21 protein-coding genes are annotated in these 23,504 nt (G+C 68.8%); 14 read left to right on the top strand and 7 right to left on the bottom strand.

Features of this window, described 5'->3' with window-relative positions; genetic code table 11:
• Nucleotides 1-76: 76 nt before the first annotated feature.
• Entirely contained in the window at nucleotides 77-1,012 is a 936-nt protein-coding gene (locus AC3A6G_RS08135; RefSeq protein WP_487863432.1) for a LysR family transcriptional regulator, read from the bottom strand.
• Between the two features lie 92 nt (nucleotides 1,013-1,104).
• On the opposite strand from AC3A6G_RS08135, the gene aptA reads away from it, so the two are divergent.
• The 3 genes from aptA to AC3A6G_RS08120 all read left to right on the top strand — a co-directional run bounded on the left by aptA (nucleotide 1,105) and on the right by AC3A6G_RS08120 (nucleotide 5,113).
• A complete protein-coding gene (gene aptA, locus AC3A6G_RS08130) occupies nucleotides 1,105-2,460 on the top strand; it encodes an omega-aminotransferase AptA (RefSeq protein ID WP_487863431.1) in 1,356 nt (451 codons plus the stop codon).
• An 89-nt stretch (nucleotides 2,461-2,549) separates the two neighbouring features.
• Nucleotides 2,550-3,662 (top strand): substrate-binding domain-containing protein, encoded by a 1,113-nt coding sequence (locus AC3A6G_RS08125; RefSeq protein WP_487873503.1) that lies wholly within the window; start codon nucleotides 2,550-2,552, stop codon nucleotides 3,660-3,662.
• Entirely contained in the window at nucleotides 3,659-5,113 is a 1,455-nt protein-coding gene (locus tag AC3A6G_RS08120) for an MFS transporter (protein WP_487873502.1), read from the top strand. Before AC3A6G_RS08125 ends, AC3A6G_RS08120 begins: the two co-directional genes overlap by 4 nt.
• A gap of 19 nt (nucleotides 5,114-5,132) precedes the next feature.
• Here AC3A6G_RS08120 and AC3A6G_RS08115 read toward each other — a convergent pair whose 3' ends face one another.
• Nucleotides 5,133-6,416: an SUMF1/EgtB/PvdO family nonheme iron enzyme gene (locus AC3A6G_RS08115; protein ID WP_487873501.1), complete on the bottom strand. Its 1,284-nt coding sequence runs from the start codon at nucleotides 6,414-6,416 to the stop codon at nucleotides 5,133-5,135.
• A gap of 163 nt (nucleotides 6,417-6,579) precedes the next feature.
• On the opposite strand from AC3A6G_RS08115, the gene AC3A6G_RS08110 reads away from it, so the two are divergent.
• The gene (locus tag AC3A6G_RS08110) at nucleotides 6,580-7,203 is read left to right on the top strand and encodes a TRAP transporter small permease subunit (RefSeq protein WP_487859755.1); all 624 of its coding nucleotides are present in this window, start codon (nucleotides 6,580-6,582) and stop codon (nucleotides 7,201-7,203) included.
• An 18-nt stretch (nucleotides 7,204-7,221) separates the two neighbouring features.
• The gene (locus tag AC3A6G_RS08105; protein WP_487873500.1) at nucleotides 7,222-9,051 is read left to right on the top strand and encodes a TRAP transporter large permease; all 1,830 of its coding nucleotides are present in this window, start codon (nucleotides 7,222-7,224) and stop codon (nucleotides 9,049-9,051) included.
• A gap of 100 nt (nucleotides 9,052-9,151) precedes the next feature.
• On the opposite strand, the gene AC3A6G_RS08100 is transcribed toward AC3A6G_RS08105, so the two are convergent.
• From AC3A6G_RS08100 to AC3A6G_RS08085, 4 genes are all read right to left on the bottom strand, one after another.
• The gene (locus tag AC3A6G_RS08100; protein ID WP_487859753.1) at nucleotides 9,152-10,234 is read right to left on the bottom strand and encodes a TRAP transporter substrate-binding protein; all 1,083 of its coding nucleotides are present in this window, start codon (nucleotides 10,232-10,234) and stop codon (nucleotides 9,152-9,154) included.
• 112 nt (nucleotides 10,235-10,346) lie between these two features.
• Nucleotides 10,347-12,203, bottom strand: coding sequence for a 1-deoxy-D-xylulose-5-phosphate synthase (dxs, locus tag AC3A6G_RS08095; protein ID WP_487860049.1), 1,857 nt, complete (start codon nucleotides 12,201-12,203; stop codon nucleotides 10,347-10,349).
• Between the two features lie 38 nt (nucleotides 12,204-12,241).
• The gene (locus AC3A6G_RS08090) at nucleotides 12,242-13,165 is read right to left on the bottom strand and encodes a polyprenyl synthetase family protein (protein WP_487873499.1); all 924 of its coding nucleotides are present in this window, start codon (nucleotides 13,163-13,165) and stop codon (nucleotides 12,242-12,244) included.
• The gene (locus tag AC3A6G_RS08085; protein ID WP_487859751.1) at nucleotides 13,162-13,428 is read right to left on the bottom strand and encodes an exodeoxyribonuclease VII small subunit; all 267 of its coding nucleotides are present in this window, start codon (nucleotides 13,426-13,428) and stop codon (nucleotides 13,162-13,164) included. Before AC3A6G_RS08085 ends, AC3A6G_RS08090 begins: the two co-directional genes overlap by 4 nt.
• Nucleotides 13,429-13,643: 215 nt before the next feature.
• On the opposite strand from AC3A6G_RS08085, the gene AC3A6G_RS08080 reads away from it, so the two are divergent.
• From AC3A6G_RS08080 to AC3A6G_RS08050, 7 genes are read left to right on the top strand one after another with little or no spacing between them, the layout of a single operon-like run.
• On the top strand, nucleotides 13,644-14,771 hold the full coding sequence (locus AC3A6G_RS08080) for an aromatic ring-hydroxylating oxygenase subunit alpha (RefSeq protein ID WP_487873498.1): 1,128 nt from the start codon (nucleotides 13,644-13,646) through the stop codon (nucleotides 14,769-14,771).
• Between the two features lie 36 nt (nucleotides 14,772-14,807).
• The gene (locus AC3A6G_RS08075; RefSeq protein ID WP_487859749.1) at nucleotides 14,808-15,740 is read left to right on the top strand and encodes a DMT family transporter; all 933 of its coding nucleotides are present in this window, start codon (nucleotides 14,808-14,810) and stop codon (nucleotides 15,738-15,740) included.
• A 47-nt stretch (nucleotides 15,741-15,787) separates the two neighbouring features.
• Nucleotides 15,788-16,696, top strand: coding sequence for a sulfurtransferase (locus tag AC3A6G_RS08070; protein WP_487859748.1), 909 nt, complete (start codon nucleotides 15,788-15,790; stop codon nucleotides 16,694-16,696).
• Nucleotides 16,693-17,277, top strand: coding sequence for a DUF2796 domain-containing protein (locus AC3A6G_RS08065; RefSeq protein WP_487873497.1), 585 nt, complete (start codon nucleotides 16,693-16,695; stop codon nucleotides 17,275-17,277). Before AC3A6G_RS08070 ends, AC3A6G_RS08065 begins: the two co-directional genes overlap by 4 nt.
• Before the next feature lie 4 nt (nucleotides 17,278-17,281).
• Nucleotides 17,282-18,028, top strand: a complete 747-nt coding sequence (locus tag AC3A6G_RS08060) for an ABC transporter ATP-binding protein (RefSeq protein ID WP_487873496.1) — start codon at nucleotides 17,282-17,284, stop codon at nucleotides 18,026-18,028.
• Nucleotides 18,025-19,287 carry an ABC transporter permease gene (locus AC3A6G_RS08055; protein WP_487873495.1) on the top strand — a complete coding sequence of 421 codons (1,263 nt, stop codon included), beginning with the start codon at nucleotides 18,025-18,027 and terminating at the stop codon, nucleotides 19,285-19,287. Before AC3A6G_RS08060 ends, AC3A6G_RS08055 begins: the two co-directional genes overlap by 4 nt.
• 4 nt (nucleotides 19,288-19,291) lie before the next feature.
• On the top strand, nucleotides 19,292-19,924 hold the full coding sequence (locus tag AC3A6G_RS08050) for a DUF3299 domain-containing protein (RefSeq protein WP_487859744.1): 633 nt from the start codon (nucleotides 19,292-19,294) through the stop codon (nucleotides 19,922-19,924).
• A gap of 6 nt (nucleotides 19,925-19,930) precedes the next feature.
• Here the strand turns inward: AC3A6G_RS08050 and AC3A6G_RS08045 are convergent, their stop codons facing one another.
• Nucleotides 19,931-20,623, bottom strand: coding sequence for a helix-turn-helix domain-containing protein (locus tag AC3A6G_RS08045; protein WP_487873494.1), 693 nt, complete (start codon nucleotides 20,621-20,623; stop codon nucleotides 19,931-19,933).
• Nucleotides 20,624-20,825: 202 nt separating this feature from the next.
• On the opposite strand from AC3A6G_RS08045, the gene AC3A6G_RS08040 reads away from it, so the two are divergent.
• Together AC3A6G_RS08040 and AC3A6G_RS08035 are read left to right on the top strand one after the other, a co-directional pair.
• Nucleotides 20,826-21,989 (top strand): NAD(P)/FAD-dependent oxidoreductase, encoded by a 1,164-nt coding sequence (locus tag AC3A6G_RS08040; RefSeq protein ID WP_487873493.1) that lies wholly within the window; start codon nucleotides 20,826-20,828, stop codon nucleotides 21,987-21,989.
• Between the two features lie 36 nt (nucleotides 21,990-22,025).
• The gene (locus AC3A6G_RS08035; RefSeq protein WP_487873492.1) at nucleotides 22,026-23,477 is read left to right on the top strand and encodes a M81 family metallopeptidase; all 1,452 of its coding nucleotides are present in this window, start codon (nucleotides 22,026-22,028) and stop codon (nucleotides 23,475-23,477) included.
• Nucleotides 23,478-23,504 lie beyond the last annotated feature (27 nt).

Below are 23,504 nucleotides of genomic sequence, written 5' to 3'. Positions count from 1 at the left end.
GGCCGCAGCCCGAAAAGAAGGCGTCCACCGCGTGATGTATGCACGCTTTTGTTTTACTTTCTGCACGACATCGCATTCAGCAATGCGCCTCCTCCAGGCACGCTTGAAACGCCAGCACCGCCCGCGACGGCTTCGGCGACCTGCGCAGCAGGCTCACGAACCGGCACGCATAGTTGAACCGCGCCGGCAGCACGGCCTGCATGAGCCCGCGCTGCTCGAACACCTGTGCGTAGTGGTCGGGCAGAAAACCGAGAAAGCGACCCGACAGGATCAGGGTCGCGATCGCCTCCTGGTCGAAGCCCGTGGCCTTGCGCGACAGCTTCGCGCGGTGGCTCAGTTCCATGTTCGGCGAGTGGTAGCCCAGGCCCGCGAAATGATGTTCGCGCAACCGGGCCCAGGTGAGCTTCGCGTGGCTCGCACCGAAGAGCGGATGCCCGGCACCGCAATACAGCAGCATGGTCTCGTCGAACAGGTCGGCATACACCAGGCTCTTCGACGCCCGGTGCGCGGGGATGATGCCGATCTGGAAATGGCCTTCGAGCACGCCCTGCTCGATCGCGTTGATCGAGCCCACGTGCACGGCCAGGTTCACCTCGGGCGCGATCTCGGCAAAGCGCGCGATCGCCTCGCCGATGCGCGCCTTCGGATTGGTCGCTGTCTTGTCGAACAGCGCCACGTCGAGCTGGCCGCCCATGCGGTTGTGGATGTCGTCGATGCTGCCGCGAAAGGCATCGACCGAGGCCAGCAAACGCAGCGTCTCGTCGTACACGCGCTGGCCCTCGGCCGTGAGCGCAAAGCCCGCGCGGCCGCGCCGGCACAGCACCAGGCCGAGCCGCGTCTCGAGGTCCTTGACATGGCGGCTCACCGTGGAGGTGCCGATGTTGAGTTCGAGCTCGGCCGCCGCCATGCCGCCGCAGTCGACCACGCTCCTGAACACCTTGAGCAGGCGCAGGTCCATGTCGCTGAGCTGGCCGAGCACCGCACGACTTCGGCTCTTTTCCTTTACTTGCATGAATCGTCAAGTGAACATTGATATTGCGCCATTCTCCACACTGAAGGCACTATCAACAATCGGCGCATCCACTCACCTCCGGAGCCCGCGCCATGACCCTTGCCACCCCCGCCGCAGATCCCACGCCCGCCCTGCGCACCGACGCCGCCTGGCTCGACGCGCACTGGATGCCCTACACCGGGAACCGCCAGTTCAAGGCCGATCCGCGCATGATCGTGGAAGCCAAGGGCGCCTACTTCACCGACGGCGAAGGCCGCAAGATCTTCGACGGCCTCTCGGGCCTGTGGTGCTCGGGCCTGGGCCACGGCCGCCCCGAGATCACCGAGGCGGTGAGCCGCCAGATCGCGAAGCTCGACTATTCGCCGGCCTTCCAGTTCGGTCATCCGCTGTCTTTCGAGCTTGCCAACAAGCTCAAGGAACTCACGCCCGCGGGCCTGGATTACGTGTTCTTCACGGGCTCGGGTTCGGAGGCCGCGGATACCTCGCTGAAGATGGCGCGCGCCTACTGGCGCACCAAGGGCCTGGCGGGCAAGACGCGCCTGGTCGGCCGCGAGAAGGGCTACCACGGCGTCAACTTCGGCGGCATCTCGGTGGGCGGCATCGCGGCCAACCGCAAGCTCTTCGGCCAGGGCGTGGAAGCCGACCACCTGCCCCACACGCAGATCGCGGCCAACGCCTTCACGCGCGGCATGGCCGAGCACGGCGCCGAGCTCGCCGACCGCCTGCTCGACCTGATCGCGCTGCACGACGCATCGACCATCGCGGCCGTGATCGTGGAACCCTTCGCGGGTTCGGCCGGCGTGGTGATCCCGCCCAAGGGCTACCTGAAGCGCCTGCGCGACATCTGCACTGCCAACAACATCCTGCTGATCTTCGACGAGGTCATCACCGGCTTCGGCCGCTGCGGCGCGCTCACGGGCGCAGAGGCCTTCGGCGTCACGCCCGACATCATGAACGTGGCCAAGCAGGTGACCAACGGTGCGCAGCCGCTGGGCGCGGTGATCGCGAGCAAGGAGATCTACGACACCTTCATGGCGGCCGGCGGCCCCGACTACATGCTCGAGTTCCCGCATGGCTACACCTATGGCGCGCACCCGGTCGCCTGCGCGGCCGGCATCGCCGCACTCGACGTGCTGCAGAAGGAAGACATGATCGGCCGCGCGAAGGCGCTCGCACCGCACTTCGAGAACGCGGTGCACAGCCTCAAAGGCAGCAAGCATGTGACGGACATCCGCAACTACGGCCTGGCCGCGGGCCTGACGATCGCCGCGCTGCCGGGCGAGCCGGCACGCCGTCCGTACGAGATCGCGATGAACTGCTGGAAGAAGGGCTTCTACGTGCGCTACGGCGGCGACACGATCCAGCTCGCGCCGCCGTTCATCGCCGAGCCGGCCGAGATCGACCGCCTCGTCAACGCGCTGGCTGACGCATTGGCCGAAACGCAATAAAGGGACGCCGCGCACCGCGCGGCGCAGGCCGACACCCGCCGGCGGAGGCGGCTCTGCATAATGGGCCGGCCTCCACCCTCCGCCGCCCCGTGCAACAGATCGACCTTTCCTACGCGATCCGGCCGCGCCGCCATGGACCGCGGCAGATCCGCAATCCGCTGATGCAGATCCTGCTGGCGGTGCGCGAGCATGGCTCCATATCGGGCGCGTCGCGGGCGCTGGGACTGTCGTACCGCCATGTGTGGGGCGAACTCCGCGCGTGGGAGCAGACGCTGGGCCGGCCGCTGGTGCAGGGCGAACAGGGCCAGCGCGCGCAGCTCTCCGAATTCGGCGACAAGCTGCTGTGGGCCGAGCGCCAGGCGCAGGCCCGGCTCGCGCCGCAGATCGAGGCGCTGCATGCCGAACTCGAGCGCGCCTTCGCGCTCGCCTTCGACGACCGCACCCATGTGCTGAGCCTGCAGGCGAGCCACGACGACGCGCTCGCGCTGCTGCGCACCCATGCGGCGGGCACGGCGCAGTTGCAGCTCGATATCCATTTCACCGGCAGCGTGGACGCGATCCGCGCGCTCAACCAGGGCCGCTGCGTGATGGCGGGCTTCCACACGCTGGAGAACCCGCCGCGCGGCTCGCTGGCGCAGCGCACCTACCAGCCGCTGCTCAAGCCGGGCCAGCACAAGCTGATCGGCTTTGCGCGGCGCACGCAGGGGCTGCTCGTGGCGCCGGGCAATCCGCTGCGCCTGCGCTCGCTGGCCGACGCGGCACGCCTGCGCGCGCGCTACGTGAACCGCGCCATCGGCACCGGCACGCGCGTGCTGCTCGACGACCTGCTCGCCCAGGCCGGGCTCGACGGCACCGCGCTCGCGGGCTACCACGAGCGCTGCGAAACCTCGCATGCGGCGGTGGCGCATGCCGTGGCATCGGGCCAGGCCGACGTGGGCCTCGGGCTCGCATCGGCGGCCGATGCCGAAGGCCTGGGCTTCGTGCCGCTGGTGCACGAGCGCTACCACCTCGCCTGCCTCAAGTCGGCGCTCGACCAGCCCGCCGTGCAGGCGCTGGTGCAGGTGCTGCGCAGCGCCGGGTGGCAGCACCTGCTGGGCACGCTGCCCGGCTACGAGACCGCAGGCAGCGGCGAAGTGCAGTCGCTGCGCGCGCTGCTGCCCTGGTGGACCTTTCAACGCGAGAAGGAGCACGGAGCGCATTGACCGACCAAAGCAGCAGCAACACCCTCTACAGCGACATCCCTGCGCGGCTCGACCGCCTGCCTTGGTCGCGCTGGCACTGGCGCGTGGTGATCGCGCTCGGCGTCGCCTGGATTCTCGACGGGCTCGAGGTGACGCTGGTCGGATCGATCGGCGCGGTGCTCGAACGGCCCGACACGCTCGGCCTGAGCGCCACCGAGATCGGCCTGTCGGGCTCGGTCTACATCGCAGGCGCGGTGATCGGCGCGCTGCTGTTCGGCCGCCTCACCGACCGGCTCGGGCGCAAGAAGCTGTTCCTCGTCACGCTGGTGGTCTACACGCTCGGCACCTTCGCCACCGCGTTCTCGCCCGACTTCGCGTTCTTCGCGGTCTGCCGCTTCGTCACCGGCCTGGGCATCGGCGGCGAATACGCGGCCATCAACTCGGCGGTGGACGAACTCATCCCCGCGCGCGTGCGCGGCCGCGTGAACCTCGCGATCAACGGCAGCTTCTGGGTCGGCGCCGGACTGGGCGCCGGGCTCAGCCTGGTGCTGCTCGATCCGCAGGTGATCGGGCCGGTCTGGGGCTGGCGCGTGGGCTTCGGGCTCGGCGCGGTGCTGGCGGTGGCGATCTTGCTGGTGCGGCGCGACGTACCCGAAAGCCCGCGCTGGCTTGTGGCGCACGGCCGCGCCGACGAGGCGCTCGCGATCGTCGAGCGCATCGAGGCCGAGGTGCGCGTGCAGCATGGGCCGCTGCCGGCCCCCTCGACGAGCCGCGTGGCCTACGGCGGCGAGCGCCGCAGCCCCACCCTGCGCGAAGTGGCGCAGGTGCTGTTGCACCGCTACCGTGCGCGCAGCGTGGTCGCGATGGCGCTGATGGTGTCGCAGGCCTTCTTCTACAACGCGATTTTCTTCACCTACGCGCTCGTGCTCACGCGCTTCTACGGCGTGGCCGAGGAGAACGTGGCGCTCTACATCTTTCCGTTCGCGCTCGGCAACGTGCTGGGTCCGCTGCTGCTCGGGCCGCTGTTCGACAGCGTGGGGCGGCGCAAGATGATCGCGCTGACCTACGTGCTGGCCGGCATCGGCCTCGCGCTCACGGGCTGGGCCTTCATGATGGGCTGGCTCGACGCGCGCAGCCAGGCGCTGTGCTGGTCGGCGGTGTTCTTCCTGGCCTCGGCCGCCGCGAGCTCCGCCTACCTGACGGTCAGCGAGGTCTTCCCGCTCGAGATGCGCGCCATGGCGATCGCGATCTTCTATGCCATCGGCACAGGCGCGGGCGGCTTCGTGGCGCCGCTGCTGTTCGGCATGCTCATCGAGACCGGCAGCCGCGGCGCGGTGACGGTCGGCTACGCGATCGGCGCCGTGCTGGTCATCGTGGCGGGGCTGCTGGCGCTGCGCTATGCGGCCGACGCCGAACGCAGGCCGCTCGAGGAAGTGGCGCCGCCGATGTCGACAGGCCCGCACGGCCGTTGACCTGTTCGGGGGTGGCGGGTCACAGGCTACAAGTCCGGAAGCCGAAGAACCCGTCGTCGCGTTCGGGCATCGCGAAACTGCGGCGCCGCAGCGACCGCAGCCGCGCGCGCGTCGCGAACGAGGCGCCGCGCAGCACGCGCGCGCGGCCGAAGGCGGGCACGGGGTCGAACTCGCTGCCCGCACTCCAGGGATCGGCGCGAAAGCCTGGCCACGGCCGCAGCGTGCCCGCCGTCCATTCGTGCACATCGGCCCAGCGGAAGCCGCGCCGCGCGGCAGTGTGGGCCGCGATCTCCCATTCGACCTCGGTCGCGATGCGCCGGCCGGCCCAGCGCGCCCAGGCATCAGCCTCCCACCAGCTCAGGTGCACCGCGCTGTGATGGCCCGCGGCGCGCACCGTGGCGCCAAAGCGGTGTTGCAGCACCGAGCCGCCGCCGGTGCCGATGCGTGCCGCGCCGATCTGCTCGACGTGGCGCGGACTGCGACGCCCCTCGGCCTGCTGCCCGAGCCAGCGCCAGCCTTCGGGATGCCAGAGCGCCTCGCGGTCGTAGCCGCCCTCGTCGACGAACTCGATGTACTGGCTCCAGGTCACGGGCTGCGCGTCGATCTCGAATTCGGGCACCTCGAGGCGTTGCAGGCCGGTCTCCTGCGCAAAGGCGAAGCCGCCGCCCTCGCCCGCGCCGAGCGCCCATGGCGTGGCGGGCAGCAGCAGCGGCTCGCGCACCACGGCGGCTGGCGGCTGGCCGATGCCGAGCGGCAGCCCCAGCGTTTGCGCCATCACGATGAACTGCTCGCCGCGCAGGTCTTCGTGGAACAGCGCCAGGCGATAGAAGTAGAGCCCCGGATCGGTCTCGGCCGCATGCTCGAGCAGTTCGAGCGTGCTCTCCAGGGTCTCGAGCAGGTAGGCCCGGGTGTGCGCCAGGTCGGGCAGGTCCGACGACCCGCCCTGCGCCGGGTTCCACCATTCGTCGGCCTGCGGGTCGATGGCGGCGAGTCGGGTCGGGCGCACCGGGCAGTCGGCGCCGAAGGCACGCTGGGTGTTGCGGCCGATCCACCATTCGGCGAACCAGCCGATGTGCCCGGCGAGCCAGAGCGGCGGCACCACGTCCGGCTCGCCCGCGGGCACCGGCAGCCTGGCCGATCCCAGCGCCTGTTCGTAGAGCGACAGCAGGTGGAGCGTGTGGTTGCGCGCGTCGATCAGCGCCAGTGAGAGCAGGTCGCGCCCGGCCCGATGCATCTCGGGCGAATCGATGCCGGCGGGCACGGAGATCGCCGGATCGAATGCGGAGCGCGGTGCCTGGGCCATGGTCCGCATTATCGGCACCGTCCCGCGGGTAGCCCCTGAAGGTATTCCCCTGGGTAGTTCATTAGAATTCAGCCCGCCCTCCCGCACCCGACCCATCGGCGCACAACGCCGGTGCGTCGGGTGCATTCGTATCGGGGGCTTCCAATACAAAGATGGAGATGTGATGCAAGGCTTGCTCAAGCTGTCCCGGGCCATTGACTGGCTCAATGCCCAAGTGGGCAAATACGCCATCTGGCTCATCCTAGCGGCCACCGTGATCAGCGCACTCAATGCGGTGGTCCGGAAGGTCTTCAACATGAGTTCGAACGCGTTCCTCGAAGTGCAGTGGTACCTCTTCGCCTGGTCGTTCCTGGTTGCGGCGGGCTTCACGCTGCTGCACCGCGAGCATGTGCGCATCGACGTGGTCAACAGCCGCCTGTCCAAACGCAAGCAGGTGTGGATCGACATCATCGGCTTCGCCTTCTTTCTCACGCCGCTGTGCCTCACGGTGCTGTACCTGTCGACGCCGGTGGTGCTCCAGATGTACCAGTCGGGCGAGACCTCGGGCAATTCGGGCGGCCTGATCCGCTGGCCCGTGTGGGCGGCGCTGCCGGTGGGCTTCATGCTGCTGATGCTGCAGGGCTGGTCCGAGCTCATCAAGCGCATCGCATTCCTGCGCGGCGAGGGGCCCGACCCGATGGGCCGCCTGACCGACAAGACGGCCGAGGCCGAACTCATCGAAGCCCTGCGCCTGCAGGCCGAGGTCGAGGCCGCCAAGGCCGCCGCCGAGCCCAAGCCACAGCACTGACCCCGCCAGAACCACATCATGGAATTCATTGCTGCCAACTTCGCCCCGATCATGTTCGCGGGGCTGATCTGTTTCCTGCTGCTCGGCTTTCCGGTGGCTTTCAGCCTCGGCGCCTGCGGCCTTTTCTTCGGTCTCGTGGGCATCGAACTGGGCGTGTTCCAGTCCTCGGTGATGGCATGGCTGCCGCAGCGGCTCATCGGCATCATGGCCAACGACACGCTGCTGGCCGTGCCCTTCTTCACGCTCATGGGGCTCATCCTCGAGCGAAGCGGCATGGCCGAGGACCTGCTCGACACCGTCGGCCAGGTCTTCGGCCCCATGCGCGGCGGCCTGGCGCTCGCGGTGATCTTCGTCGGCGCCCTGCTGGCGGCGACCACCGGCGTAGTGGCCGCCTCGGTCATCTCGATGGGCCTGATCTCGCTGCCGATCATGCTGCGCTACGGCTACGACCGGCGCCTCGCGAGCGGCGCGATCGCCGCCTCGGGTACGCTGGCGCAGATCATCCCGCCCTCGCTGGTGCTGATCATCATGGCCGACCAGCTCGGCCGCAGCGTGGGCGACATGTACAAGGGCGCGTTCCTGCCCGGCTTCATGCTGATGGGCCTGTACGTGCTGTACGTCGTGCTCCTCGCGATCTTCAAGCCGTCGCAGGTGCCTGCGCTGCCGCCCGAGGCGCGCACCTACCGTGAGCCCAACGGCAGCGGCGGCTACATCTCGCTGGTGGGGCTCACGGCGCTGTCGGCCGTGGTGGCGGTCTGGCTGGCGCGCAACATGGAAGCGGTGCACACCTGGATCCAGGGCCGTGAAGTCACCTTCGTGGCCACCGACGAGAAGGTGGTGGTGGCGCTGTGCGGCGGCGTGTTCCTCGCACTGGTGATCGCCCTGGCCAACAAGGCGCTCAAGCTCAACCTGCTGTCGCGACTGGCGGAGCGCGTGACCTTCGTGCTGATCCCGCCGCTGCTGCTGATCTTCCTGGTGCTGGGCACCATCTTCCTGGGCGTTGCCACGCCGACCGAAGGCGGCGCAATGGGCGCCATGGGCGCGCTGATCATGGCCTGGGTGCGCCGCCGGCTGAGCTTCTCGCTGCTCAAGCAGGCGCTGGCCGCGACCACCAAGCTGTCGAGCTTCGTGATGTTCATCCTGATCGGCGCGACGGTGTTCAGCCTGGTGTTCCAGGCCGCCGACGGCCCGATCTGGGTCGAGCACCTGCTCTCCTCGCTGCCGGGCGGCGCCGTGGGCTTCCTGATCGTGGTGAACATCCTGGTGTTCTTCCTGGCGTTCTTCCTCGACTACTTCGAACTGTCGTTCATCGTGGTGCCGCTCCTGGCGCCGGTGGCCGACAAGCTTGGTATCGACCTGATCTGGTTCGGCGTGCTGCTCGCGGTCAACATGCAGACCTCGTTCATGCATCCGCCGTTCGGCTTCGCACTGTTCTTCCTGCGTTCGGTGGCGCCCGAAAAGCAGTACGTCGACCGCGTGACCCAGAAGGTCATGGAGCCGGTCACCACGATGCAGATCTACAGGGGCGCGATTCCCTTCCTGCTGATCCAGCTGACGATGGTGGGCATCCTGATCGCGTTCCCGCAGATCGTGACGGGCAGCCTCGAGAAGGCGCCGAACGTCAATCTCGAGGACATCGGCCGCCAGATGCGTGAAAGCCTCACGCCCGAAGGCGGCGGACTCGCGCCCGAGCCCTATGGCTCCGAAGTGCCGACCTTCGGCAGCAGCCCTGCGCCGGAAGAACCGCCGCCGTCGGCTGAACCCGCCGAACCGGCGGAGAGCGCAGAGAGCGATCCGCTGAAGGCCATGGAAGACGCGCTCAAGCAGCAGGAGGGCAAGAAGCCCTGACCTGCCGCCAGGCACTGACGGCAAAAAGGCCGGCCACTCTTGCGAGTGGCCGGCCTTCTTTTTTGTCGTGCGCCCGACGATTGCTCGCCGGTGCGTCCGGTCAGATCTTGACCGAGTTCATGTACTGGTTGAACGGGTACTCCGAGAAGCGGTTCCACAGGATCTGGTCGCGCTGGAAGGCGCGCATGTCCTGGTGGATCTTCTTGAACTCGGGCGACTTGCCCTCGTGCAGGGCGAACACTTCCATCGAAGCCTTGAAGCCGGCGTCCATCACTGCCTTCGGGAAGGCCTTGAGCTGGGTCTTGTCGGCCACGAGCTTCTTCAGCGCGATGGGGTTGTACGCGTCGTACTTGGCGAGCATGTCGCGCGCGGCAACCTTGGTGGCCGCGTTGAGGATCGCCTTGTTCTCGTCGGACAGCTTGGCGAATGCCTTGTTGTTGATGAAGAACTCGAGGTCGGCGCCGCCTTCCCACCAGCCGGGGTAGTAGTAGTACGGCGCAACCTTGTTGAAGCCGAGCTTCTGGTCGTCGTGCGGACCGACGAACTCGGCCGCGTCCAGCGTGCCCTTCTCGAGCGCCTGGTACACGTCGCCGGCCGGCATGTTCTGCGAGATCACGCCCAGCTTGGCCATCGCCTCGCCGAACACGCCGCCGCCCATGCGCATCTTCAGGCCCTTGAGGTCCGCGACGGTCTTGATCTCCTTGCGGTACCAGCCGCCCATCTGCGTGCCGGTGCTGCCGGCGCTGGCGGTGTGGAAGTTGTAGTTGGCGAAGAAGGCATCGAGCAGCTTGCGGCCGTTGCCGTATTCCTTCCAGGCGTCGTTCTGGCGTGCGGTGAGGCCGAAGGGCACGGCGCAGCTGAACGCAAAGATCGGGTCCTTGCCGGTGAAGTAGTAGGCGGCGCTCTGCGCCATCTCGAGCGTGTCGCCCTGCAGGGCATCGACCACGCCGAACGCGGGCATCAGTTCGCCGGCGGGGTGCGCCGAGATCTCGAACTTGCCGCCCGACATGGCCTTGACCGTCTTCGACAGCATTTCGGCGCTGCCGAAGATGGTGTCGAGCGAGCGGGGAAAGCTCGATGCGAGGCGCCAGCGGACGGCGGCCTGCGCGTGAACCGCGGGCGCAATGCCGGCAGCCAGAACGCCGGCGATGCCTGCGTTTTTGATGAGAGAACGACGATCCATTGATTTCACTCCGGGTGCTTCAGAAAAAACGAAACGCGGCTTGTGACCGCGTTGGGGACTTTTGTGAGTCTTCGCGATTGTAAAAACCCGCTTACACCCGGCTCGCCGGGGTTTACCCTGCGACCGCGCCGAAGCGCTGGGCGATGGCGGCCTCGATGCCGGCCGCGTCGAGCCCGATCGACGCCAGCAGCCCGGCCGGGTCGCCATGCTCGATGAAGCGGTCGGGCAAGCCCAATTGCAGCACCGGCTTCTGCACGCCCGCAGCCTGCAGCGCCTCGAGCACCGCGCTGCCCGCGCCGCCCATGACCGCGCCCTCCTCGAGCGTGACGATGGCCTCGTGCGTGCGGGCGGCCTCGAGCAACAGCTCGACGTCGAGCGGCTTGGCCCAGCGCATGTTGAGCACCGTGGCGTCGAGCGATTCGGCGGCGGTGAGCGCCGGATAGAGCAGCGTGCCGAACGCGAGGATCGCAATGCGCCGTCCCTGGCGGCGCACCTCGCCCTTGCCGAAGGGCAGCGCGTCCAGCGCAAGGTGCGGCACCACACCGGCGCCCGCGCCCCGCGGATAGCGCACCGCCACCGGATGGTTCTGCTCGTAGGCGCTCGTGAGCAGTTGCCGGCATTCGCGCTCGTCGGCCGGGCAGGCGATGCTCATGTTCGGAATGCAGCGCAGGAACGGGATGTCGTAGGCGCCCGCATGGGTGGCACCGTCGGCGCCCACGAGGCCCGCGCGGTCGAGCGCGAACACCACGGGCAGGTTCTGGATCGCCACGTCGTGGATCAGCTGGTCGTAGGCGCGCTGCAGGAAGGTCGAATAGATGGCGACCACCGGCTTCAGGCCCTCGCACGCGAGGCCGGCCGCGAAGGTGACCGCATGCTGCTCGGCAATGCCCACGTCGTAGTAGCGGTCGGGGAAGCGCTGCTCGAATTCGACCAGCCCCGAGCCCTCGCGCATCGCGGGCGTGATGCCCACGAGCCGTCCGTCGTGCGCCGCCATGTCGCAGAGCCACTGGCCGAAGACCTGGGTGAAGGTCTGCTTGGCCGGCGCGGCGGACTTGACCAGGCCGACCTGCGGATCGAACTTGCCGGGCCCGTGGTAGGCCACCGGATCGGCCTCGGCCAGCTTGTACCCCTGCCCCTTCTTGGTGACCACGTGCAGGAACTGCGGGCCGTCGAGGTGCTTGAGGTTCTCGAGCGTAGGCACCAGCGAGTCGAGGTCGTGGCCGTCGATCGGTCCGACGTAGTTGAAGCCGAACTGCTCGAACAGCGTGGCCGGTACCACCATGCCCTTGGCATGCTGCTCGAAGCGCTTGGCCAGCTCGAACAGCGGCGGCGCGGCGCGCAGCACGCTCTTGCCGACGTTCTTGGCCGCGGCGTAGAAGTTGCCGCTCATCAGTTGCGCGAGATAGCGGTTGAGCGCGCCCACGGGCGGGCTGATCGACATGTCGTTGTCGTTCAGGATCACGAGCAGCTTGCAGTCGCACACGCCCGCGTTGTTGAGCGCCTCGAAGGCCATGCCGGCGGTGAGTGCGCCGTCGCCGATGATCGCGACCGTGTGGCGGTCCTCGCCCTTCTGCTTGGCCGCCATCGCCATGCCGAGTGCGGCCGAGATGCTGGTCGACGAGTGCGCGGTGCCGAAGGTGTCGTATTCGCTCTCGGTGCGCTGCGGAAAGCCCGAGATGCCGCCGATCTGTCGCAGCGTGGGCATGCGATCGCGCCGGCCGGTCAGGATCTTGTGCGGATAGGTCTGGTGGCCCACGTCCCACACCAGCCGGTCGTGCGGTGTCTCGAACACATGGTGCAGCGCGACCGTGAGCTCGACCGTCCCGAGGTTGGAGCTCAGGTGGCCGCCGGTGCGCGAGACGTTGTCGAGCACGCAGGCCCGCACCTCGTCCGCCAGCTGCTTGAGCTGGGCCCGGTCGTACTGCCGGATCGGCGCCGGGTCGTGGAGCGTGGAAAGCAGCGGTGCCATGGGTTCGTCGTGGGTCTTCTTGTCCATCGGTGGTCAGTTCATCGGTCGCGGTCGACGACCATGTGGGCCAGCGCGCGCAGCGCGGCCGTGTCGGCGAGGCCGCTGCGTTCGAGCGCGGCGAGCGCCTGGGCGAGCAACTGGGCCGCCTGCGCGCGCGCGCCCTCGAGGCCCCAGAGCGAGACGTAGGTGGGCTTGTCCGCGGCCGCATCCTTGCCGGCCGTCTTGCCGAGGGTCTGCGAGTCGGCCGTCACGTCGAGGATGTCGTCGACCACCTGGAACGCCAGGCCGATCGCGGCTCCGTATTCGCGCAGCGCGGCGACGGCGCCGGGCGGCATCGTACCGGCCGCGCAGGCCGCGCCCATCTCGACGCTGCCTTGCAACAACGCGCCGGTCTTCAGGCGGTGCATCTCGCGCAGCTGGGCTTCGTCGAGCGCCATGCCGACACTGGCAAGGTCGATGGCTTGGCCGCCCGCCATGCCCTGGCTGCCTGCGGCGCGCGCGAGCAGCCGGCACAGGGTGGCCTGCATCGCCGTGGGCACCTCGTCGCCTTCGGGCGTCAGCAGCTCGAAGGCCAGCGCCTGCAGCGCGTCGCCGGCCAGCAGCGCATCGGCTTCGCCGAACTTCACGTGGACCGTGGGCTTGCCGCGGCGCAGCACGTCGTTGTCCATGCAGGGCAGGTCGTCGTGCACCAGCGAATACGCATGAATGAGTTCCGCCGCGCAGGCCGCACGCAGCGCCGCGGCGGGATTGCCGTCGACCGCCTCGCTCGCCGCCAGCACCAGCAGGGGCCGCAGGCGCTTGCCACCGTCGAGCACTGCATAGCGCATGGCATCGCCGAGCAGCACGGGCGCATCGACACCGACCCAGGCCGACAGCGCCGATTCGACGCGTGCGAGGTGCGGTTCGCTCCAGCGCGCGAGGCGCGCCGAGTCCCAGTGCCCGGCCAGACGTTCAGCGCTCATTCGGCGGCCCACGGCTTCAGCGCGCCGGCATCGAGCACCTTGATCTGGTCTTCGACCGCCTGGAGCTTCTCGCGGCAGAAGGCGAGCAGGGCGGCGCCACGCTGGTAGCTGCCCAGCAGTTGGTCGAGCGGCAACTGGCCCGACTCGAGCTCTGCAACCAGCTTCTCCAACTCCTGGAGCCCGGCTTCGTAGCTGGCCGGCAGCGGACCTGTGTCGGGCGAGGCTTCCGGGCTGGACGAAGCGGAGGGAGTGACCTTGGGCATGCGAGGGAATGTGAATGAAACATGGCATTTTAGGACGGGGAACCAGCGGGCTGCCGCCGGGCCTCGACCTTGGGCCGGCGCGATGACGCCCCCTTGGGTACAATGCCCGATTCCCCCGCCGGCAGCGCCGGCACAACTCTCGGGCCGTCGCATTGCCGCACGGCGCCCTTCCGTCTTTCTCTTTTCTCCCTGTGGGGAGCTTGGTCAGGTCCTCCATGTCTGATTTAAGTCTTCAACTGCAGCAGGCCGCGAGCCAACTTCCAGTTTCAGCGTACTTCGACGACTCGCTCTACGCGCGCGAGATGCAGACGCTCTTCGCCCAAGGCCCGCGCTACGTGGGTCACCGGCTGGCCGTGCCCGAACCGGGCAACTTCCACACCTTGCCGCAGGAGCACCAGGGCCGCGCGCTTGTGCACACGCCCAAGGGCGTGGAGCTCATCTCCAACGTGTGCCGCCATCGGCAGGCGCTGATCCTGCAGGGCCGCGGCCAACTCGACAGCCAGGCGGGCGGCAACATCGTGTGTCCGCTGCACCGGTGGACCTACGCGGCGAGCGACCCGCGCACCACGGGCACGCTGATCGGCGCGCCCCACTTCGACCAGGACCCCTGCCTGAACCTGCACAACTACCCGCTCACCGAGTGGAACGGACTGCTGTTCGAGGCCAACGCGCGCGACGTGGCGGCCGACCTCGCCACGCTGGGGCCGCGAGCCGAACTCGACTTCGAGGGCTATGCGCTCGACCACGTCGAGCTGCACGAGTGCAACTACAACTGGAAGACCTTCATCGAGGTCTACCTCGAGGACTACCACGTGGGCCCCTTTCACCCGGGCCTGGGCAGCTTCGTGACCTGCGACGACCTGCGCTGGGAATTCAACAAGAATTTCTCCGTGCAGACCGTGGGCGTGGCCAACCGGCTCGGCCGCGCCGGCAGCCCCGTCTACCAGCGCTGGCAGGAGCAGTTGCTCAAGTACCGCGAAGGCAAGCCGCCGAAGTTCGGCGCCATCTGGCTCACCTACTACCCGCACGTCATGATCGAGTGGTATCCGCACGTGCTGACCGTCTCCACGCTGCACCCGGTGGGGCCGCAGAAGACGCTCAACATGGTCGAGTTCTTCTACCCCGAGGAAATCGTCGCCTTCGAGCGCGAATTCGTCGAGGCCCAACGCGCTGCGTACATGGAAACCTGCGTCGAGGACGACGAGATCGCCGAGCGCATGGACGCCGGGCGCCGCGCGCTGATGCTGCGCGGCGAGAACGAGACCGGCCCTTACCAGAGCCCGATGGAAGACGGCATGCAGCAGTTCCACGAGTGGTATCGGCAGACGATGCATGCCGCCTGAGGCGATGACCGCTGCGCTGGCGGGCAGGGGCGACTGATGCAAGCACTGTGGATGGTGCTGGGCGCCTTTCTTTTCGCAACCATGAGCGTGGTCGTCAAGATTGCATCGGCCTGGTTCAACAGCGGCGAGATGGTGCTCGGGCGCGGGCTGATCGGCATCGTGTTCCTGTGGCTGCTGGCGCGCAGCCGCGGCGTGTCGATGGCCACGCGCTACCCCGGCATGCACGCCTGGCGCAGCATCATTGGCGTGGTGTCGCTCGGCGCGTGGTTCTACGCCATCGCCCACATGCCGCTCGCCACGGCCGTCACACTCAACTACATGAGCAGTGTCTGGGTCGCGGCCTTCCTGGTCGGCGGCACGCTGCTCGCCTGGGTGCCGGTGCGCGGGCGCGACGGCCGCGTCGAGCGCCCGCCGCTGCAGGGCACGCTCGCGGCCACGGTGCTCGCGGGCTTCGTCGGCGTGGTGCTGATGCTCAAGCCCACGGTGGACGACAGCAACGGCTTCGCGGGCATGCTGGGCCTGCTGTCGGGCCTGACGGCCGCCTTCGCCTACATGCAGGTGGTGGCGCTGTCGCGCATCGGCGAACCCGAGCTGCGTACCGTCTTCTATTTTGCGGTGGGCTCGGCCGTGGCCGGCGCATTCGCGACCGGCGCCACCGGGTTTTCGGGCAACGGCGCATGGACGTGGCAGCATGCGCTCTGGCTGCTGCCCATCGGCCTCCTGGCCGCCCTCGGCCAGCTCTGCATGACACGCGCCTATGCCACTGCCAAGACGCAGGCCGGCACCCTCGTGGTCGCCAACCTGCAGTATTCCGGCATCGTCTTTGCGGCGTTCTACGGCGTGGTGCTGTTCGACGACCGCATCGACGCCACCGGCTGGGCCGGCATGGCGCTCATCATCGCGAGCGGCATCGCGGCCACCGTGCTGCGTCAGCGCGCCGTGCCCAAGGCGCCCGCCGAGGAACACTGACACGCCGGCGCATCAAACCGATCAACGCGACAGCGAAGGAACTTGCCATGTACACCACCCTCGTCAGCGTCGAACAACTCCGCGCGCTTCAAGCGGGCGACACGCCCTTGATGGTCTTCGACTGCACCTTCGACCTCATGGCGCCCGAAGCCGGCGCAAAGCAATATGCGGCGGCCCACATCCCGGGCGCAGTGCATGCCGACCTCGACGACAACCTGAGCGCGCCGCACGGCAGGCCCGGCGCGCACGGTGAGGTGGTGGTTGCACAAGAAGACGGCGTGCCGGCCTCGGGCGGGCGCCATCCGCTGCCGAGCCGCGAGAAATTCGCGCAGTGGCTGTCGAGCGTGGGCTTTTCCAACGACATGCAGGCCGTGGTGTACGACCGCAACGGCGCCAACTACTGCGGCCGGCTCTGGTGGATGCTCAAGTGGATGGGCCACGATGCCGTGGCCGTGCTCGACGGCGGCCTGCAGGCGTGGCAGGCCGCAGGCGGCGAAGTGACCGACCGCGAGGAGCCGGCGCGCTTCCAGTCGAACTTCGTCGCCAGCGAGCCGCTCGCTCGGCTCGTGACCACCGACGACGTGGTCCGCCGGCTCGGCCAGCCCGGCCAGAACTTGATCGATGCGCGTGCCGCCGCACGCTATCGCGGCGAGGTGGAACCTCTGGACCCGATCGCGGGTCACATCCCCGGGGCCCTGAACCGGCCCTTCGCCGAGAACCTCGGCCCCGACGGCAAGTTCAAGCCGGCATCGCAGCTGCGTGCCGAGTTCGAGGCGCTGCTCGCGGGACGCGATCCGGCGACGGTCGTGCACCAATGCGGCAGTGGCGTGAGCGCCGTGCCCAACCTGCTGGCGATGCAGATCGCGGGGCTGGGAACGACCGCGCTCTATGCCGGCAGCTGGAGCGAATGGAGCAACACCCCGGGGCTGCCGACCCGGCAAGGCGCAGAACCATGAAACGCATTCGACTCCGACGCACGTCGTCCGGCTTCGCCCTCGCAATGGCAGCAGCATTGGCTGCCGCCTGCGTTCTTCCTGCACAGGCCCAGCACCAGCATGCGCATGTGCATGGCCAGCTCACGCTCGACGTGGCCGTCGACGGCCCCACGGTGGTGATCGCCATGGAATCCCCGCTCGACAACCTCGTGGGCTTCGAGCGCGCGCCGCGTACCAACGCCGAGAAAAAAACCTCCGAGGACGCCGTGGCCCAGTTGCGCGCGGCCGACAAGCTCTTCGCCATCGATCCCGCGGCCAACTGCAAGCTCGGCCCGGTCGAGCTGCGCTCCAGCGCGCTGGGCCTGGGCCAGCCGGACCCCGCCGAGGCCGCGGGCCATGCCGACCTGGACGCCACCTTCTCCTTCAACTGCACCAGCGCAGCCGCGGCCAAATTCATCGACGTGAACCTCTTCTCCGCCTTCAAGGGCATACGGCAGATCGACGTGCAGGTCGCCACGGCCCAGGGACAGTTCAAGCGCCAGCTCAAGCGCCCGGGCGGCGCCAAGGCGGCCCAGCCGGTTCGCCTCGGCTGGGGCCAATGAGGCCGTGAGCACCCTCGCCGCGGGCCAAGCGAAGCCGCTGCGCGTGGTGCTTGCCGCCGAAGGCCTGCGCTTTGCATGGCCCGGCGCGACGCGGCCCTGCATCGACATCGAAGCCTTCCGCATCACCGCCGGCGAATCCGTCTTCCTGCACGGGCCGAGCGGCTGTGGCAAGAGCACGCTGCTGTCGCTGCTGGCCGGCGTGCTGGTGGCGGACGAAGGCCGCGTGAGCCTGCTGGGCCACGACTGGTCGAAGCTTTCGGGCGCGGCGCGCGACCGCTGCCGCGTGGCGCATGTGGGCTACATCTTCCAGCAGTTCAACCTGCTGCCGTACCTGAGCGTGGTCGACAACGTGCTGCTGCCCTGCCGATTCTCCGAGCGGCGCAGCAACCAGGCGGCGCAGCACGGCGGCAGCGCGCGCGCCGAGGCCGAGCGCCTGCTCGGCGACATGGGCCTCGAGCGCAGCCTCTGGCAGCGCCCGGCCATGCAGCTCTCGGTGGGCCAGCAGCAGCGCGTGGCCGCGGCACGCGCGCTCATCGGCCAGCCCGAGGTGGTGATCGCCGACGAACCCACCTCGGCGCTCGACGAGGACCGGCGCGAAGCCTTTCTCGACGTGCTGCTGACCGCCTGCGCACTGAACCAGAGCGCGCTCGTCTTCGTGAGCCACGACCAGCGCATCGCCCAGCGCTTTGCGCGCCACGTGCTGCTGCCCGAGATCAACCGCGCGGCGGCGGGCGCGTCGGAAATGATATGAGCGCCCTCTTCTCGATCGCCTGGCGCAGCGCCTGGAACCGCCGCTTCACGCTCGCGCTCACCGTGTTCTCGATCGCGCTGTCGACCTTCTTGCTGCTCGGGGTCGAGCGCATCCGCACCGAGCTGCGCCAGAACTTCGCCGCGTCGGTCTCGGGCACCGACCTGATCGTCGGCGCGCGCACGGGCTCCACGCAGCTGCTGCTGTATTCGGTATTCCGCATCGGCTCGGCCACCAACAACATTGCGTGGAAGAGCGTGCAGGCGCTCGCCGCGCACCCGGGCGTCGACTGGGTGGTGCCGCTGTCGCTCGGCGATTCGCACCGCGGCTTTGCCGTGCTTGCCACCTCGCCCGAGTACTTCATGCGGTTCCGCTACGGCAACCGGCAGCCGCTCGTGCTGCGCGAGGGCAAGCCCTTCGACGCGCTGTTCGACGCGGTGGTCGGCGCCGAAGTGGCCGACCGGCTCGGCTACCACGTGGGCCAGAAGATCACGCTCGCCCATGGCGGCGGCGAACTCAACACCGCCGAGCATGCCGACAAGCCCTTCACCGTGGTGGGCGTGCTCGCGCGGACCGGCACGCCGGTCGACCGCACGGTGCACATCGGCCTCGAGGCGATGGAGGCGATCCACCTCGAGTGGGTGGGCGGCGCACCGATGCCGGGCGTGAAGATCCCGGCCGAGCAGGTGCGCAAGTTCGACCTAACGCCGAAGAACGTGACGGCCGCGCTCGTGGGCCTGAAGAACCGCGCCGCGGTGTTCGGCGTGCAGCGCTGGATCTCGACCTACAACGGCGAGCCGCTCATGGCGATCCTGCCCGGCGTGGCCCTCGACGAACTGTGGAGCGTGATCGGCGTGGGCGAGAACGCGCTGCTCCTGATGTCGGCGCTGGTGGCGCTCGTCAGCCTCGCGGGGCTGGTGTCGGTTGTGCTGGCGGGGCTCAACGAACGGCGGCGCGAGCTCGCGGTGCTGCGCGCCGTCGGCGCCGGCGGGCGCCATGTGCTGGCGCTGCTCGCGCTCGAAGGCGCCATGGTCACCGTGCTCGGCGTGGCCTTCGGCGTGGCGATGGCGGTGCTCGGCATTGCCCTGCTGGCGCCATGGCTGCAGTCGCAGTTCGGGCTGACACTGAGCCTTTCGGAACCTACACTGAACGAATGGCTGCTGCTGGCGAGCCTGCTGGCCGCGGGCTGGCTGGCAAGCCTGCTGCCCGGAATCCGCGCGTACAGGCTGTCGCTGGCGGACGGGCTTTCTCCGAGGATCTAGAAACATGAACACCCCCCGACTTCGCGGCTTCCGTTCCTGCGCCGCCCTGGCGCTGGCCAGTTCGCTGCTCACGGCTGCGGCCTGGGCCGCCGAACCCGCGCCCAAAGACACCACCGCCACGAACCCGCTCGGCGGCAAGGGGGGTGCGCCGGCGGCCGCAGCCAAGGCTGCCGCCGGGCAGCCACGCCAGATCAGCTGGGAAGAACTGGTGCCGAAGGACTGGGATCCCGCCAAGGAGTTCAAGGGCATCGACCTGAGCGCGCTCGAGGACGGCGACCCGCGCGCGAACGAGCTGCTCATGAAGATGCAGGAAGTGTCGAACAACGCGCCCACCAACCCGGCGATGAACGGCGTCGACGTCAAGATCCCGGGCTTCATCGTGCCGCTCGAAGAGGTCAAGGGCGAAGTCACCGAGTTCCTGCTCGTGCCCTACTTCGGCGCCTGCATCCACACCCCGCCGCCGCCCGCGAACCAGATCCTGCACGTGGTGACGCCCAAGGGCGCCAAGTTCCGCGCGATGGACACCGTGTGGGTCACGGGCAAGCTGCAAACCAAGCGCAACGATTCGATGATGGGCGTGAGCGGCTACCACGTGAGCGCCACGAGCGTCACCAAGTACACGGGCGGCGCGAAGTAAGGCGGCTCAGGCCTTTCGGCCTCGGGCGGCGCCCTTCGGCGCCAGCGCCGGCGCCTCGCGCGCCGACTTCATGTGCCCGCTTTCACCCGTGGTCATGCCCACGATCTTCGCGAGCTGGCGGCTCACGCTCTTGTACGCATGGCCGATGCGGCTGTCGAAGTACAACGAGTCGCCGCGCGCGAGGCGCACCACCTCGCCGTTCTCGAAATGCACCTCGATCTCGCCTGAGAGCACATAGGCAAACTCTTCGCCCGCATGTCGCACGAAGTCTTCGGGGCCATGGATGCGGCGCGCGTGCACGGTGCCGACGATCGGGCTCATCTGCTTGCCGGCCGCGGTGGTGCCGAGGAACTCGTAGGCGATCGAAAGCCCCCGGTACACCACGCCCTTGCCCGCGCGCGTGACCACCGGGCCGCCGAGCTGCGCGGGCTTGATGCCGGCCCCGGCGAACATGGCGTTCATGTCCATCTCGAGCGCGCGCCCCAGCGCGGTGAAGTTCTCGTAGCCGAGTGCGAGCTGACCGCGCTCGGCGCGCGAGATGGTGGTGATCGACACGCCCGATCTCTCGGCCAGCTGCGCCAGCGTCCAGCCGAAACGCTTGCGCGCACTGCGCAGCCGGTGACCGAAAGTGGTGCGGTCCAGTGTGGGCGGCTCGTCCTTCGGCTTGGTCCCCGCTCTGGTCACTGTGTGTGGATTCACGCTTGGCTTTCTCTTGTGATGCATCGCGATTCTGCCAGTGGGCAGCACGCCATCCATGGCAACCCGGATGACGCAGGCGCGGAAGTTGCGTATCCGCAAATTGCATTCACGCAAATTTCACCGATGCGGTGCGTCATGGTTTCCCCTTGGTGCGTTGCAAATAATTTGCGTATCCGCAAAATCCTGCCTACACTTTTCGCCAATGACTTCCAGCACACCCGCGCCCGTTGTGGCAGCCGACTACCTCGTGATTGGCGGCGGCATTGCCGGGGCTTCGGTGGCCCATTGGCTCGCGCCGCACGCGCGCGTGATCGTTCTCGAACGCGAGGCCCAGCCGGGCTACCACGCCACCGGCCGCTCGGCCGCGCTGTTCATGGAAAGCTACGGCACGCCGCAGGTGCGGGCCCTCACCATGGCGAGCCGCGCGTTCCTGCGGAACCCGCCCGAGGGCTTTGCCGAACATCCGCTGCTCACGCCGCGCGGCGCCATGATGGTGGGCAGCGCCGCGCAGTCCGCCGTGCTCGATGCGCACTGGAACGTGCTGCGCGCCATGGACCGCGAGGCGATGCGCCTCAGCGGCGCCGAGGCCATCGCCATGGTGCCGGCGCTGCGCCCCGACCAGGTCGACGGAGCCGTCTACGAGCCCGATGCCGCCGACATGGACGTGCACGCCATCCACCAAGGCTACCTGCGCGGCATGCGCCAGGCCGGCGGCAAGCTGGTGTGCGACGCCGGCGTCACGGCCATCGAGCGCATCGGCGAACGCTGGCGCGTGACGGCCGGCGGCGTTGCCTACGAAGCGCCGGTGCTGCTCAATGCCGCTGGCGCCTGGGTCGACGCCATCGCGCAGCTGGCCGGCGTGCGGCCCATCGGCATCGAGCCGCGCCGTCGCTCGGCCTTCATCTTCGCGCCGCCCGAGGGCGAGAACGTCGCGCACTGGCCCATGGTCTTCAGCGCCGACGAGGGCTGGTACATCAAGCCCGATGCCGGCATGCTGCTCGGCTCGCCGGCCAATGCCGATCCGGTCGACCCGCAGGACGTGCAGCCCGAGGAGCTCGACATCGCCATCGCGATCCACCGCATCGAAGAAGCCACCACGCTCGCCATCCGCCGGCCCACGCGCACCTGGGCCGGCCTGCGCTCCTTCGTGGCCGACGGCGACCTCGTCGGCGGGTTCGAGCCCGGCGCGCCGGGCTTCTTCTGGGTCGCGGCGCAAGGCGGCTACGGCATCCAGACCTCGGCGGCGATGGGCGAGGCCTGCGCGGCCCTGGCCCGCGGGCTGCCGCTGCCCGAACGCATCGCGTCCTTCGGGCTCACGGCCGCCATGCTCGGCCCCGAGCGGCTGCGCAGCGCGTCGCCCGCCTGACAAGAACAACCACCCCCTCGAACGAAAGACCATCCCATGCGTGTCTTCAGCGCCTCGCTCGCCACCGAGACCAACACCTTCGGCCCGATGCCGACCGGCCTTGCCTCCTTCAAGGACCGCGGCTATTTCGCGGCCGGCAAGCACCCCGATGCGATGACGCTGTTCTCGGGCCCGCTGTGGGCCGCGCGCATGCGCGGCGCCGACAAGGGCTGGCAACTGTTCGAGGGCATGGTGGCCGGCGCACAGCCCAGCGGCACCACCACGCGCCACGCCTACGAGACGCTGCGCGACGAGCTGCTGGCCGACCTGCGCGCGGTGATGCCCGTCGACATGGTGCTGCTCGGCCTGCATGGCGCGATGGTGGCCGATGGCTACGACGACTGCGAAGGCGACCTGCTGGCACGCGTGCGGCAGATCGCCGGGCCCGGCGCGGTGATCGGTGCCGAGCTCGATCCGCACAACCATCTCACGCCCGAGATGGTCGCGAACGCCGACCTGATGATCTCGTTCAAGGAATACCCGCACACCGACGTGCTCGAGCGCGGGCTCGAGCTGGTGGACCTCTGCGCCGCAATGGTCGAGGGCAAGGTCAAGCCGGTGGCGGCGGTGGTCGACTGCGACATGATCGTGACGGTGCACACCTCGCGCGAGCCGGCGCGCGGTTTCGTCGAACGCATGCAGTCGCTCGAGGGAAAGGACGGCGTGCTGTCGATCTCGCTCACGCACGGCTTCTCGTGGGGCGACGTGCCCGAGATGGGCACCAAGGTGCTGGTCTACACCGACGGCGACCAGGCCAAGGCCGATGCGCTCGCGCGCCAGCTCGCCGACGAAGTCATCGCGATGCGCGACGGCCTCACCGTGAACTACCCCGGCATCGATGCCTCGCTCGACGAGGCGCTGGCATTCGACGGCGGTCCTGTGGTGCTCGCCGATGGCGCCGACAACCCCGGCGGCGGCGCCGCCAGCGACGCGACCTTCATCCTGCGCCGCATGGTCGAACGCGGCATCGCCAATGCGGCGCTCGGCCCGATGTGGGACCCGATCGCGGTGCGCATCGCCTTCGACGCGGGCGTGGGCGCCCAGCTGGCCATGCGCCTCGGCGGCAAGATCAGTCCGCTCTCGGGCGACCCGATCGATCTCGAATGCACGGTGAAGGCGCTGCGGCCCGACCTGGTGATGACGGGGCTTGCCGGCACGCCCACGCTGATGGGCGACAGCGCCCTCGTCGAAGCCAACGGCATCGAGATCGTGCTGATCACGCTGCGCAACCAGGCCATGGGCACCGACCTGTTCACCCAGCTGGGCTGCGACCTCGCGGCCAAGAAGATCATCGTCGTGAAGTCGTCGCAACACTTCTACGCGTCGTATTCGAAGGTCGCGAAGCACGTGATCTACGCCGGCGCGCCGGGCGCGGTCACGCTCGATCTCAACACCCTGCCCTACCGCAAGGCGCGGCTGCCCAAGTGGCCGATCGGCGTCGCCGCTTGAGTTTTCCTTTCTTCTTTTGCCCCACCG

This window comes from Variovorax sp. Soil_C_26, assembly GCF_057657075.1.
The sequence above is the reverse complement of the archived record's forward strand: the minus strand, read 5'-3'. Positions and strand labels throughout refer to the sequence as shown.